This is a genomic window from Bradyrhizobium sp. LB11.1, from assembly GCF_040549385.1.
In the GTDB taxonomy this organism is placed as follows: domain Bacteria; phylum Pseudomonadota; class Alphaproteobacteria; order Rhizobiales; family Xanthobacteraceae; genus Bradyrhizobium.
Window position 1 is genome coordinate 113,395 of sequence record NZ_JBEPTH010000001.1, and the last position, 12,750, is coordinate 126,144.

At 65.3% G+C, this 12,750-nt stretch carries 13 protein-coding genes; 7 read left to right on the plus strand and 6 right to left on the minus strand.

Going from position 1 to position 12,750, the window contains the following annotated elements:
• The first annotated feature begins 5 nt into the window (after positions 1–5).
• From ABIA96_RS00520 to ABIA96_RS00530, 3 genes are all read left to right on the plus strand, one after another.
• Positions 6–653, plus strand: a complete 648-nt coding sequence (locus ABIA96_RS00520; RefSeq protein WP_354135059.1) for a pyroglutamyl-peptidase I — start codon at positions 6–8, stop codon at positions 651–653.
• Between the two features lie 142 nt (positions 654–795).
• Positions 796–2,163: a TIGR03808 family TAT-translocated repetitive protein gene (locus ABIA96_RS00525; RefSeq protein ID WP_354135060.1), complete on the plus strand. Its 1,368-nt coding sequence runs from the start codon at positions 796–798 to the stop codon at positions 2,161–2,163.
• Between the two features lie 199 nt (positions 2,164–2,362).
• The gene (locus ABIA96_RS00530) at positions 2,363–2,671 is read left to right on the plus strand and encodes a GIY-YIG nuclease family protein (protein WP_354135061.1); all 309 of its coding nucleotides are present in this window, start codon (positions 2,363–2,365) and stop codon (positions 2,669–2,671) included.
• A gap of 124 nt (positions 2,672–2,795) precedes the next feature.
• On the opposite strand, the gene ABIA96_RS00535 is transcribed toward ABIA96_RS00530, so the two are convergent.
• The 4 genes from ABIA96_RS00535 to ABIA96_RS00550 all read right to left on the minus strand — a co-directional run bounded on the left by ABIA96_RS00535 (position 2,796) and on the right by ABIA96_RS00550 (position 6,936).
• Positions 2,796–3,494: a TIGR03809 family protein gene (locus ABIA96_RS00535; RefSeq protein WP_354135062.1), complete on the minus strand. Its 699-nt coding sequence runs from the start codon at positions 3,492–3,494 to the stop codon at positions 2,796–2,798.
• Between the two features lie 484 nt (positions 3,495–3,978).
• The gene (locus ABIA96_RS00540) at positions 3,979–5,661 is read right to left on the minus strand and encodes a S8 family serine peptidase (RefSeq protein ID WP_354135063.1); all 1,683 of its coding nucleotides are present in this window, start codon (positions 5,659–5,661) and stop codon (positions 3,979–3,981) included.
• A gap of 16 nt (positions 5,662–5,677) precedes the next feature.
• A complete protein-coding gene (locus ABIA96_RS00545) occupies positions 5,678–6,370 on the minus strand; it encodes a hypothetical protein (protein WP_354135064.1) in 693 nt (230 codons plus the stop codon).
• The gene (locus ABIA96_RS00550; protein WP_027533902.1) at positions 6,367–6,936 is read right to left on the minus strand and encodes a sigma-70 family RNA polymerase sigma factor; all 570 of its coding nucleotides are present in this window, start codon (positions 6,934–6,936) and stop codon (positions 6,367–6,369) included. The genes ABIA96_RS00545 and ABIA96_RS00550 overlap by 4 nt, the downstream gene beginning before the upstream one ends.
• A 441-nt stretch (positions 6,937–7,377) precedes the next feature.
• Here ABIA96_RS00550 and ABIA96_RS00555 point away from each other — a divergent pair, with 441 nt between their 5' ends.
• Together ABIA96_RS00555 and ABIA96_RS00560 are read left to right on the plus strand one after the other, a co-directional pair.
• Positions 7,378–8,535: a GGDEF domain-containing protein gene (locus tag ABIA96_RS00555; protein ID WP_354135065.1), complete on the plus strand. Its 1,158-nt coding sequence runs from the start codon at positions 7,378–7,380 to the stop codon at positions 8,533–8,535.
• A gap of 64 nt (positions 8,536–8,599) precedes the next feature.
• Positions 8,600–9,700, plus strand: coding sequence for a DUF2336 domain-containing protein (locus tag ABIA96_RS00560; protein WP_354135066.1), 1,101 nt, complete (start codon positions 8,600–8,602; stop codon positions 9,698–9,700).
• Here ABIA96_RS00560 and ABIA96_RS00565 read toward each other — a convergent pair.
• Both ABIA96_RS00565 and ABIA96_RS00570 read right to left on the minus strand, forming a co-directional pair.
• Positions 9,697–10,335, minus strand: coding sequence for an NrsF family protein (locus ABIA96_RS00565; protein WP_354135067.1), 639 nt, complete (start codon positions 10,333–10,335; stop codon positions 9,697–9,699). The two genes, ABIA96_RS00560 and ABIA96_RS00565, sit on opposite strands and share 4 nt — an antisense overlap.
• A gap of 2 nt (positions 10,336–10,337) precedes the next feature.
• On the minus strand, positions 10,338–10,883 hold the full coding sequence (locus ABIA96_RS00570) for a sigma-70 family RNA polymerase sigma factor (protein WP_354135068.1): 546 nt from the start codon (positions 10,881–10,883) through the stop codon (positions 10,338–10,340).
• Between the two features lie 292 nt (positions 10,884–11,175).
• On the opposite strand from ABIA96_RS00570, the gene ABIA96_RS00575 reads away from it, so the two are divergent.
• Positions 11,176–11,841 (plus strand): hypothetical protein, encoded by a 666-nt coding sequence (locus ABIA96_RS00575; protein WP_354135069.1) that lies wholly within the window; start codon positions 11,176–11,178, stop codon positions 11,839–11,841.
• A 127-nt stretch (positions 11,842–11,968) separates the two neighbouring features.
• The gene (locus ABIA96_RS00580; RefSeq protein ID WP_354135070.1) at positions 11,969–12,748 is read left to right on the plus strand and encodes an enoyl-CoA hydratase; all 780 of its coding nucleotides are present in this window, start codon (positions 11,969–11,971) and stop codon (positions 12,746–12,748) included.
• The last annotated feature ends 2 nt before the right edge of the window (positions 12,749–12,750 follow it).

Below are 12,750 nucleotides of genomic sequence, written 5' to 3' on the forward strand. Positions count from 1 at the left end.
CATCATTGTCCGACAAGCTCCGCATTCTCCTCACCGGCTTCGGCCCGTTTCCCGGCGCGCCCTATAATCCGACCCAGCCGCTGGTGGCGCGGCTGGCGCAGCTGCGCCGTCCGGCGCTCGACGATGTCGCGCTATCGAGCCATATTTTTCCGGTGACCTATGCCGCCGTCGATCGGCAATTGCCCGATGTGCTGGCAAAGATGAAGCCGGATGCGCTGCTGATGTTCGGCCTCGCCGCGCGCACGCCTTTCCTGCGCATCGAGAGCCGCGCGCGCAACGCCGTTACCATGCTGTGGCCGGATGCCGCCAACACCCGCTCGAGCAAGCGCGGTATCGCCGGTCATGCGGATGCCATGACATTCGGCCCGCATACGGCAAGGCTGCTGCGCGCCGCACGCCTCACCGGAATCGACGCTCGGCCCTCGCGCGATGCCGGCGCCTATCTCTGCAACTATCTGAGCTGGCGCGCGATCGAGAATGTCAGGGCGGGCGGCCCGCAGCTGGCGGCGTTCATCCACATTCCCCTGCTTGCGCGCAGCGGCGCAGTGCGGCGCAAGGGCGTAGCCCGGATCACGCTGGAAGAGCTGGTGGATGCGGGAGAGGCGATGCTGATGGAGATCGCTCAGCTCGCAAGGAAGGCGCGCGTTTCGTAGGGTCGGCACCCTACGCTTTGCCCACCGTGCGCCACCGTCTTTGCGGTAAACATTTAACCCTACCGCGAACAATCCCCACGGCGCTCCGCGCCCTGCGCTACCTAACCTCCGCGGACCCCCCGCGTCCGCCGAAGGACGCGTCATGGACCTCAATCGCCGTCATCTCATCGGAGCGTCGACCGCCGGCATTGCCGGCGCGCTCGCCATGCCTGTTGACGCCGCGCGCGCGGCGCCGCTGACGTCGCTGCTCGGCCGCGACGCAACCCAATATGGCGTGCGACCCGGTGTAGCCGAGGATCAGACGCGCGCGCTGCAGCGCGCGATCGACGAAGCCTCGCGCGCGCAGATACCGCTGGCGCTGCCGCCAGGACTCTACCGAACGGGGTTACTGCGGCTGCCGAACGGCGCGCAACTGATCGGCGTGCGCGGCGCGACAAAACTCGTCTTCACCGGCGGAGCGTCGGCGATCCAGAGCGACGGCTCTGACTCAATCGGGCTCAGCGGCCTCACCTTCGACGGCGGCGGCATTCCGCTGCCGACAAGGCGCGGGCTGATCCACGTCCTTGGCGGCCGCGACGTCCGCATCGCCGATTGCGAGATTACCGGCTCCGGCGGCAGCGGCATCTGGCTCGAGCAGGTGTCCGGCGACATCTCCGGCAATATCTTCACCAACATCGCCGCGACGGCCGTGGTCTCGTTCGACGCCAGGGGCCTCAGCGTGTCCCGCAACACCATTACCGGTACCAACGACAACGGCATCGAGATCCTGCGTACGGCGATCGGCGATGACGGCACGCTGGTCGCGGACAACCGCATCGAAGACATCAAGGCCGGCCCCGGCGGCTCCGGCCAGTACGGCAACGCCATCAACGCCTTCCGCGCCGGCAACGTGATCGTGCGCGGCAATCGCATCAGGAATTGCGATTACTCCGCCGTGCGCGGCCACTCGGCCTCGAACATCCACATATCAGGCAACAGCGTCAGCGACGTGCGCGAGGTCGCACTCTATTCCGAGTTCGCGTTCGAGGCCGCGGTGATCGCCAACAACATTGTGGACGGCGCCGCCGTCGGCGTCTCCGTCTGCAATTTCAATGAAGGCGGCCGCATCGCGGTGGTTCAGGGCAACATCATCCGCAATCTGATCCCGAAGCGGCCGATCGGCACCGCACCGGACGACGATGCCGGCATCGGCATCTACATCGAGGCCGACACGTCGGTGACCGGCAATGTGATCGAGAATGCGCCGTCCTACGGTATCGTCGCGGGTTGGGGCAAATATCTGCGCGACGTCGTGATCTCCGGCAATGTCATCCGCAAGGCGCTGGCCGGCATCGGCGTCTCCGTCGTGCCGGGCGCCGGCACCGCGCTCGTCAACAACAACATGATCTCGGAAACCCCACGCGGCGCCGTGGTCGGCCTGGACCATGCGCGTGCCGTGACGGCGGATCTGTCGGCGGACGGCGCGCAACGTTTCGCGCAGGTGGTGGTCGGCGGCAACGCGGTGCGGTAGTAGACGTGCGGCGACAGATGGGCCGTGCATCCTTCGAGGCTCGCTCCGCGGTGCTCTGCACCGCGAAACTCGCACCTCAGGATGACGGAATATCCTGAGATCGCTGCATCAAAACTTGACAACCAAAACACCGCCGTCATCCTGAGGTGCGAGCCCTGCGGTGCGGAGCACCGCGCGGGGAGCCTCGAAGGATGGTGTTGTGGGCATCTATGTCTACATGCTCCGCTGCGCGGATGGCTCGTTCTACATTGGCAGCGCCACCGGCGAGGACACACCCAAGCGCGTCGATGGGCACAACGCCGGCGCTTATCCGGGATACACTTATTCGAGACGTCCGGTCGTCCTCGTTTGGTCCGAGTATTTCGATCGGATAACGGACGGAATCGCGGCCGAGCGGCAGCTCAAGGGCTGGAGCCGCGCGAAGAAGGAAGCGCTCATTCGGTCGGATTGGAAATCAGTGAGCCAGTTTGCGCAACGGCGGGCGGGAGGGCCTAGGCCCAAGACGTAGGCGTGCTGCGGCAGGCAGTCGGGCCGTACCTCCTTCGAGGCTCTCCACGCGGCGCGTCGCGCCACGTGTCTCGCACCTCAGGATGACGGGTTGGAGAGCGCGCGCCGGGCTCAGGGGCCTTATCCTAGAATGTATTCCGCAGCAGCGGGTACTTTGCCTCGATGCCATCGAGGTTGAAGGTGAATTCGACGACGCGCTCGGGGGCCGCGACGATTTCGGCGGCGGGCGGCGAGAAGGTCTGCAGGAACGATGCAATCGACGCCACCGGCGCAGTCCGGGCGGCTGGCGCCATCCGTGCGACCGGCGTGGTTAGAGCCGCCGGCGCCATCCGACCGACCGGTGCAGGCGGAGCGACCGGCGCAATTGGGGCGACCGGGGCAATCGGTACGATTTCGGCGAGCACGTCCAGTTCGGGCTCCAGCCTGACCGGAACGGCGGTTTCGGTCGCGATGTGCACGGCCTTTGGCTGCAAGACTTGAGGCTGCAAGGCTTGAGGCTGCAAGGTCCGGGACTGCATGGTCTGGGCCTGCTCGCGCGGAAACACACGCGGCATGGTCGCGGGCGACCAGCCGAATGCGGAAGTTACGCTCGCGGCAGCCGCGGCGACGTCTCCGCCGTTTGCAAGTGCACGCCAGGTCTGGACCGCACGTTTGGCTTCCTGGATGTTTTCGAGGAATGCGAGTTCGGAGTGATAGCGGCGCCAGCGTCCGGTCTCGAACATTTCGGAGAGATGCTCCAGCCGCTGCTCGGCGAGCGTGCACCAGCGTGCCGCAATGTCGCGGCCCAAAGCCTCGGCACGAAGAGACTCTTGGCGATGTGTCATAAACCAGCCCGTCAGGAGAAAAATACGGACGCGGGGACGCAACGCACACGAATCAATTTAGAAGCGACATGAATATTTTGTGGAAAAGTTTTGACTTGTCCAGCAATGACACGGCTCCTGTCATGAAAAACCGTAGTCGTGCGGAGTTTTAAGGGATTTGCGAGTCAAGCTTCGCACAAGCATAGCGGACTTGCCGTGTGCCGCCGCGGCCTGCGACGACAACCGTCCTCGCGGCCTCAACCGCAAGCTGATTTCGAACGACGCTTCAAGAAAATCGAATGCCCCAAATGAAAAGACCCGTCCGGGGGGACAACCGGACGGGTCGAGCCATATGGGCGCTTGGGGTGGATGGGCGCTCGCGCCTAATATGACTGATGGGGAGGGATAACCGCTCCCACATAATTTGGTCGTGGCAGCTGGCTGAACGTTCAAAGCGGCGTTCGATTTTCTAACCTTTGGCCCGCGCGCAATGTTGTCGCAGGCGTTATCGCGACGCCGGCCTATCCGCCTGAAAAATCGTGGATTTATCGCCTGCGCTCGACAGCGACGGCTGCTCGATTGCGCGGATGCCGGGGTCGTCGCGACGCTTCTCGGCATCTTCACGTTTAGTTGTACCGGACGCAGCCGCGACCGGCGTCGTGCTGTCGGCCGGAACGGCCATGACCGCGGCAAACGCATCGGGCTCACCGTCGCCGTAGAGATCATCACGCCCGGGTGAACCGAGATCACGCGCGGTCTTCGCCAGCGTCATGCGCAGCATTTCCGGCTTCAGGGAATAGTTGCGCTCGAGCAGCAAGGCCGCGACGCCGGAGACATAGGCCGCCGAGAACGAGGTCCCCGACGTGATCTGATATTTGCCATCCGGCGCCGGCAGGAAGATGTCGACGCCGGGCGCCGCCAGCGCGATGTAATTGCCGCGGTTGGACGCGGTGAACAGCTTGTCCTGCTGGTCGGTCGCACTGACTGCGATCACGTTGGGATTGGCGGCGGGATAAAGCGGCGGCGATTTGGCGCCGGCATTGCCGGCGGCCGCGATCAGCACCAGGCCGCGCGCGGCGGTGGCCGCGATCGCGCGCTCGATCACCGCGTCCTTTGGACCGGCAAAGCTCATATTGACGATCTGGGCACCGTGCTCGGCCGCGTAATTGAGTGAGCGCAGAATGATGTAGGACGAGCTCTCGGCGCTGCCGGTGGTGCCGCCGAAGGCGCGAATGGCGATGATGCGCGCTTCCGGCGCACTGCCCATCAGCTTCGCATGCGCGACGATGGCCCCCGCAATGCCGGTGCCGTGGATATGGGGCCCCTCGCTGCTGCCGAGCGCGTCGAAATTGTCGGCGATGGAGCTGGCGAGCTCGGGATGTTTTGCGTCGATGCCTGAATCGATCACCGCGACAGTGACATTGGCGCCGTGCGCCAGTCTATGCGCTTCTGGCAGGCGGAGCTTCGTCAGCACGTATTGCGCGGGATCGCCCTCGGCCGGCACCGCCGGCTTCTGGTCCTGGAGCACGTAGCGGAAGTTCGGCTGCAGCGAACGCACGCTGCCGTCGGCAGCAAATTCGCGCCGCACCGTCTCATAAGGCCGACCGTCGGCGATGCGGAACAGGCCGACCGTGGCACCGATCAGCGGAAAGCTCTCCGACGAGACGCGCGTCAAACCGTGGCGGCGCGCGAGCTCGTCGGCCTCGGTCAGCGATAGCGCGCTGTCGATCTCGGCCACGAATTCGTTGGCGAAGGTCCGCAGGTTCAAGGCGACCGGTGTATTGTTGCCCCGCCCCTTGCCCGCACTCTTCTTTGCCGATCTGCCGGCGGCGTCGCCGCCTCCATTCGGCTGCGCCAGGCATTCGCCGTCGGCGTCGCGATAGGCAGCCGTGCAGGCCGGATAGAGGTTCGGCGAGTAGCGCGCATGGGGCAGCACCGGCGTCGAACCGATCCGTGCCGGGATCCGGGCGGTGGTCACCACATGCGGACCGTGAGCGACACTCACCGCCCTGGCGGCAATGTTCGGACTGATGGTCGGCGTCCGCGACGGAACGCTGATCGTAGGCGTGCGCATGATCGCCTGGGCGTGCGCCACCTCGATACCGAGGCAGGCGGCGAGCAGGAACGCAGCTCCGACCGACGAGGCGTAGGCCCCGGCTCGCAACTGGCTCTCGGACTTGCGCGGCATTGGTGCAGCGGTGCGCTTAAGGTGCCGCCACGGCGAGGTTGACGAACTTCTCACGCTGCATCTTACCGAGCAGCGCGGTGAGTTCGTCCTGGCTCATCGCCTTGTCGAACTGCAGGCGGAACATGCCGCCCCTGGCATCGCCGATGATCGAGGCCTGGTAGCTGTCGAGCAGCGCGGTGACGTCGGCCACGCGCGCCTCGGGCGTGAAGCGCACCAGCGCCCGCGAAGGTGCAGCCGCCCCCAGCTCGCGCGTGATCGGCGCGCCGGTCGAGAGCGATGCGGTCTGGAAGGTCGCGGTCTGGGTCTTCATCAGCACGGCGCCGACGATGCCAGCCTGCAGCAGCAGCGCGATGGCACCCAGGCTCGCCGACCAGGCCAGCGTGCGCGGCGACAGGCTCGCGAAGAACGTGGCGATGCGCGCCGACAGCGGCAGCGAACCGGTCGCCCGAGCCGGCTCGGCGTCGATCGCAGCAAACAGTTTCTGCATCGCGCGCGCCGACGGAGCGCCAAGGCTCTCGTTCAGATGGATGGTCTCTTCGTACTCGCCGCGGATCGCCGCATATTGCCTCGCGAGCGCCGGATCGCTGGCGAGCGCTTCCTCGACGCGGCGGGCATCGCGCGCGTTCAGCGTGCCGGCGGCATGCCACGGCAGCAGCATCTCGATCTCACTGGGCTCTTGCTCCAGCATCTTCTTGCTCAACGCCATCATGGCCAGCCTCGCTCAATGCCGGCTGCCTTCAGCAGTTCGGCCAATTTCTTGCGCGCATAGAACAAGCGCGTCTTCACAGTGTTCTCCGGAATCCCGACGATCTCGGCCACCTCCTCCACGGACTTCTCGTGGTAGTAGACGAGATCGACGATTTCCCGATGGTCCGGCGAGAGGCCCGTCAGACACTCCCGCAACGCTTCACTGGTATTCTTCTTCTGCACCGCCGTTTCGGGATTGTCGGACGAATCCTCAATCGCGTTGGCGGCTTCGTCGTCCAGCTCAAAATCCTTTCTGCGCCGAAGCGCAGACAGGGCCTTGAATCGGGTGATCGCCAAGAGCCAGGTGGAAACGGCGGACCGACCCTCGAACTTGCCGGCTTGACGCCAGACGTCGAGAAACACCTCGCTGATGAGGTCTTCCGCCGTCTGCTCGTCCCGCACGAGCCTGAGCCCGAACCGATACACCCTGACATGGTGCCGCCCGTACAGCACCTGCATGGCGAGCCGGTCGCCCTGGGCGATCCTGGCGATAAGGACTTCGTCCGTAGCCGCCTGTGTCACGCTCAAAGGCCGTCTCGCAAGATTGGTCGGGTCGACGCGGGGGAGGGTTCGACGGAAGCTGTGAAATTCTTCAGCTTACCGCAGTCATACGGGGATCTGTGTGATTTACCCCACATACGCGCAACTTCCTTATCCCACCCGTGGCGGTCGGCCACCTCGCTCCGGAACGGTAACATAATACGGAAACACTTTCTTGCCGACTTGCCGTGGGCCGGTACAGACGGCTCTGTCGAGCCAGATCCACAACACGGGCCTGTGCACCTTATGTCGCACGGCGCCGGATTTGGTCCGCGATATCGCCTGCGATGCCTAACTGGCTGCAAAATTCAGCGCCGCTCGAGGCCCTCATCCGCGCGGCGTCCCGCTAAGGATTCGGTCCAGAAGGATACCAAACCTAAAGGCTTGCCACGTAGATTTCTTCGGCTGACATCCACCATTGGCGGGACCATGAGTACGGCCGCGACGTCCTTTCCGGAGAGGAGTGCCGCAGAGGTTGCGGATATCGTCCTCACACCCGAGGCGGCCGCGCCCGAGGTGCTGGCGCGGCGGGCCCGGCAGCGCCGGCAGATGTATATCGGCCAGGTCGCGAGCTATTCGCTCGGCGCTTTCGTGCTGTTGCTCTATGCCTATGACGGCGCCGTTCACATGAACGTACCGTCGCTGTTCTGGGTCGGCGGCCTCCTGATCATCGGCATCTTCGCCGTGATGTCGGAGGCCGGCGTCGGCGACAAGCACACCGACCATTATCTCACGGTCTTCCAGATCTCGGCGCATATGGCGCTGCAATTCGTGTTCCTGGTGTCGGTGCCGGCGATCGGGATCGCCTTCGTCAGCGTGCTGTTCCTGATCTTCGCATTCGGCACGCTGCGCATGACCTCAGCCCAGGCGATGCTGACCTGGGCGATCGCGACCATCGCGCTCGCGGCGGTGTTCCTCGGCTCGGACCTACCGATCGGCATGCCGGTTGCGACGCGGCTGCAGCGGATCGCCTCGATGCTGTGCTTCGTGCTGGTGATCGGCCAGTGCGCCTTCCTCGGCCTGTTCGGCGCCACGCTGCGCAAGATCCTGTACCGGCGCAGCATCGAGCTGAAGGCCGCCTACCAGCGCATCGAGGAGCTTGCCGAGCTCGACGAGCTGACCGGCTCCTACAACCGCCGCTGCATCATGCGGCTTCTCGATGCAGAGGTGGAAAAGTCGCGGCAAGCATCCGCGCCCTGCGCCATCGCGCTGATCGATCTCGACTGGTTCAAACGCATCAACGACGCCCACGGCCATCCCGTCGGCGACGAGGTGTTGCGGACCTTCGCCATTACGATCTTCGCCAACATCCGGCCCGACGATCATTTCGGCCGCTATGGCGGCGAGGAATTTCTGCTGCTGCTGCCCGGCATCGCAAACGAGGCCGCATCGCGCATGCTCGATCGGCTGCGCGGCATCGTCGCCGAACTCGACTGGAGCGCATTCTCGCCCGGTATGCGCGTGACGATTTCCGCCGGCGTCGTGACGCTGCGCGACAACGATACTGCCGACACGTTTCTCGCGCGCGCCGACAGCGCGCTCTATTCCGCCAAGGCGCAAGGGCGCAACCGCATTGCTATGAGTTGACCAATCCATTTGCAGGCCGGCCGCGCGGAAGCCGCGACCGGACCAAACGCTCCAGGACAGGGCTATGAGATCCAAATCCGTCAAGACATCCGAGAATTTGCTCGAGGAATTGCAGTCGGCGCTCGCGCACGGCACCGTCGCGCACCGTGTCGAGACGCTGCGCCGCGTCACCGACCTCTTTGTCAACAACGCGGTGGACTATTCCGACGACCATATCCGCGTGTTCGACGACGTCTTCCAGTGCCTGATCGAGCAGATCGAGACTTCGGCAAAAGCACTGCTTGCCGACCGGCTCGCGCCGATCGCCGCCGCGCCGCCCCAGATCATCCGGACGCTCGCACTCGACGACGTCATCGAGGTCGCCGGCCCCGTGCTGTCGAAGTCGGAGCGGCTCGACGAAACGACCCTGATCGAGATCGCACGCAGCAAGAGCCAGGCACACCTCAAGGCGATCTCGCTGCGGCGGGTTCTCTCGGAGGCACTGACCGACGTGCTGGTGACGCGCGGCACCGAGGAGGTGGTGCAGTCGACCGTCGGCAATCCGGGCGCGCAGCTCTCCGAGGGCAGCCTCACCGATCTCGTCACCCGCGCCGAGCGCGATGACGATCTTGCCGCCTGCATCGGCGTGCGGCCCGACCTGCCGCGCCATCATTATCTGAAGCTGATTGCGAAGGCCTCCCTGAGCGTGCGCAGGAAGCTGGAGGCCGCACATCCGGAGCTCGCCGACGAAGTGTCGAGCGCGGTCCAGGAAGCGGCGCAGCGGGTCCGTGCCGCCGCCATGACCAGGCAGACCGAAATGGCGCGCGCGCTGGTGAAATCACTCCACGATGACGGCCGTCTCAACGAATTCCAGGTCGCGACCTTCGCCGAACAGGGCAAGTTCGACGAGACCAATGCGGGCCTCGCGGCGCTCGCCGGCGTCTCAGTCGAGACCGCCGAGAACATGATGATCGAGAGCCGGACCGAGGGCGTGATGATCCTCGCCAAGGTCGCCGGCATGCAATGGTCGAGCGTGCGCGCTATCGTCGCCATGCGCGAGAAGCTGTCCGGCGGCTCGCAGACCGACATGCTGACGCAGCGCGATGCCTACGAGGCGCTGCGGGGCTCGACCGCGCAGCAGGTGCTGCGCTTCCAACGCATGCAGAGCACGACGTCGGCGGCTTAATACCGCAAGACCTTCGACCCGGCGAACGCGCCGATCGCGGTCACGACTGCGGTCCCGATCGTGTACCAGGTCGCGACGAACAGCGGCGAGTCGTCCGTGCAGTGCGAGGCGTAGAGCGTGGCGGCAAGGCCCGCCGACAACAGGCCGGCGAGCGCGCCCGCAAGCGCCGGCCGCGACGGCGCACCGTGGCGCAGACCGAACAGGGCGCCCGCGAGAAGCGGCAGCGACATCGCGGGGATCGCCAACATGCACCACCGCGAGTTCTTGCCGACGAGCCGCATCGTCATCGGCATGGCCGGCGCCATCATCGCTTCGCTGCCGATCGCAACCGCGAGCAGACCGACGGGCAGCAGCAGAAGCCAGCCCCAGCCGCGCATCAGGGCCTCAGGCCGCGACAGATGCAGGCTGATGATGATCGCGGGTATCGCGAGCGACAGTGTGACCGCGAACTTCATGTCGAAGAAGGGATTGTGCATGGCGCTCATCACGTCCGGCCGCACGCCGAGGAACGTCGCGAAGATCAGGATCGATAACGGCGCCGCAACCAGGAGTCCCACGGTCAGCAGCGCGCCGACGCGCGGAGCGCGATGGATGTTGTCGGCCGCGAGCGTACGAATCAGTTGATCGGTGTCCATGACTAGTGGTCCCGTAGTTTGGCAGTGAGGGCCGAAAGCCCCCGATGCAGCGCGACCCGCACCGCACCTTCGCTCATCGAGAATTTCGCTGCCGTATCCTTGATCGAGGCGCTGTCGACCGCGATCGATTGCAACACGTCACGCTGGCGCTGCGGCAGAGTGCTGAGCTGCGCAGTGACCTCGCCCGCCGAGGCCGTCTCCTGTGGCGTCTCGCCGGGCAGCGTTTCGGCGAAATCGTCGATGTTGACAAAGACGCGCCGGCCGCGACGCCGGAGAGCGTCGATCAGCTTGTTGCGCGCGATCGCGAACAGCCAGGGTGCGAAAGGTGCCTCGCTGTCCCAGGTGTGCCGCTTCAGATGCACCGCCAACAAAATCTCCTGCACAATATCCTCGGCCTGGTCTGGAGGCTGCCCGGCACGCGCCAGGCCGCGTCTCGCGGCAGCGCGCAGCACCGGCGTGACCGCTCTCAGCAGGCGATGATACGCCGCATCGTCGCCTGCCATGGCCGACCGCATCAGGCCGGTCCACTCGTCCTCACGTCCGCGCACGCGCGCCCCTCACCATTGCAATTCGGCCGCTCTTTCAATTTGTTACGCTGCGTCTTGCACGATCACGAAGTCGTGATAGACGCTGGGCTTCGCCCCCGAAGCAGCCGCAGAAACCCCGTCAGGGCTCATAACACCGATCGATCCCTGCCGCACGCGGCCGACCGGCGCGCCCGACCGGTTTGCCTCGGTTTTGCCCCGTGTGGGCCGAAGATTCCCATTTTTTGCCCCGCTGTCGTCATGGGCGGGGGTCTCTGTTCGCTTCCGGGACGGGCGAATTGGGGAGATCGTCAACATGATGAAAGCCAGCGGACGCGCGGCATTGGTCGTTCTGGCCGGACTATTGCTGCTGTTTGGAGCCTCTGCGCAGGCCGCGCCGAGTTCTGCGAGCACGAAGCCGGACGGCGCCAGCAAACAGGCCGAAGCGGTCAAACCGGGCAAGCAGCGGCGTCATTCATCGCGCCACACCGATAGCAAGACAGCGCAGAAATCCGACGACAAGGCCGACAAGACGGATGCCGCGCCCCAGGTCAATGAGGCCAAGGCCGACAACAAGGCCAGCACCGACGTCCCGGCCTCGAGCCAGATGCCGCCAGACGTCGCCAACGCCAATGCGCAGCTCGCCGCCGACACGCCGCCTGCGGCCGCAGCCTCGGCGATGACGGGCCGCGCCAACGACAATTTGCAGGCCGCAGCCGACAATAACGCTGCACCGAATGCCGAGAGCCAGGTGATCGCATCCGACCAGCCCAACGACCTCGATCGCACGTTACAACAGGATAATCCGCCGGTGCAGAAAGCGGTGGTCGCAGCGACCGACGCACAGCCGCGCCCGGCGCCGGTGATGGCGAGCAGCCTGCAGAACTCGGCCTGGGACCAGAGCTCCCTGATCGGCAAGATCTTTATCGGCGTCGGTACGCTGCTGACGCTCGCCTCCGCCGCGCGCATGTTCATGGCCTAATTCTTGGCCTGGTTCTTCTGATGGGTCTCGGGGCGCGCTCTGCGCGCGTCCCGGCGGCTCTTGGACCCCTTGAAGCCCATCCCGCCAGCGGGCACATTGGCCGCCCGATCAAAAGCGTGGGTGGAGCATGAGCACGTTCGAACACATCATCGTCGAAGGCAAAGGCGCGGTCGGCATCATCAAGCTGAACCGGCCGAAGATGCTCAACGCGCTCTCCTTCGGCGTCTTCCGCGAGATTGCCGCGGCCGTCGACGATCTCGAGGCCGATGACGCCATCGGCTGCATTGTCGTGACCGGCAGCGAGAAGGCCTTTGCCGCCGGCGCCGACATCAAGGAGATGCAGCCGAAGGGCTTCATCGACATGTTCTCCGAGGATTTCGCCGCGATCGGCGGCGACCGCATCGCGCGCTGCCGCAAGCCGACCATTGCGGCGGTCGCAGGCTACGCGCTTGGGGGCGGCTGCGAGCTCGCCATGATGTGCGATTTCATCATTGCCGCCGACACCGCCAAATTCGGCCAGCCCGAGATCACGCTCGGCACTATCCCGGGTATCGGCGGCACCCAGCGCCTCACCCGCGCGATCGGCAAGTCCAAGGCAATGGATCTCTGCCTCACCGGCCGCATGATGGATGCAGCGGAAGCCGAGCGCTCAGGCCTCGTCAGCCGCATCGTGCCCGCCGACAAGCTGATGGACGAGACGATGGCGGCGGCCGAGAAGATCGCCGCGATGTCGCGGCCTGCAGTCGCGATGGCCAAGGAAGCGGTCAACCGCGCCTTCGAGACCACGCTCGCCGAGGGCATGAGCGTCGAGCGCAACCTGTTCCACTCGACCTTCGCGCTCGAAGACCGCTCCGAGGGCATGGCCGCGTTCATCGAGAAGCGCAAGCCGATGAACAAGAACCGATGAAG

Excerpts from the sequence above, each read along its gene's own strand:
- ABIA96_RS00575 (WP_354135069.1), top strand. The coding sequence starts at position 11,176 with ATGATGAAAGCCAGCGGACGCGCGGCATTGGTCGTTCTGGCCGGACTA.
- ABIA96_RS00540 (WP_354135063.1), bottom strand. The coding sequence starts at position 5,661 with ATGCCGCGCAAGTCCGAGAGCCAGTTGCGAGCCGGGGCCTACGCCTCG.
- ABIA96_RS00580 (WP_354135070.1), top strand. The coding sequence starts at position 11,969 with ATGAGCACGTTCGAACACATCATCGTCGAAGGCAAAGGCGCGGTCGGC.
- ABIA96_RS00545 (WP_354135064.1), bottom strand. The coding sequence starts at position 6,370 with ATGATGGCGTTGAGCAAGAAGATGCTGGAGCAAGAGCCCAGTGAGATC.
- ABIA96_RS00555 (WP_354135065.1), top strand. The coding sequence starts at position 7,378 with ATGAGTACGGCCGCGACGTCCTTTCCGGAGAGGAGTGCCGCAGAGGTT.
- ABIA96_RS00560 (WP_354135066.1), top strand. The coding sequence starts at position 8,600 with ATGAGATCCAAATCCGTCAAGACATCCGAGAATTTGCTCGAGGAATTG.
- ABIA96_RS00565 (WP_354135067.1), bottom strand. The coding sequence starts at position 10,335 with ATGGACACCGATCAACTGATTCGTACGCTCGCGGCCGACAACATCCAT.
- ABIA96_RS00525 (WP_354135060.1), top strand. The coding sequence starts at position 796 with ATGGACCTCAATCGCCGTCATCTCATCGGAGCGTCGACCGCCGGCATT.
- ABIA96_RS00535 (WP_354135062.1), bottom strand. The coding sequence starts at position 3,494 with ATGACACATCGCCAAGAGTCTCTTCGTGCCGAGGCTTTGGGCCGCGAC.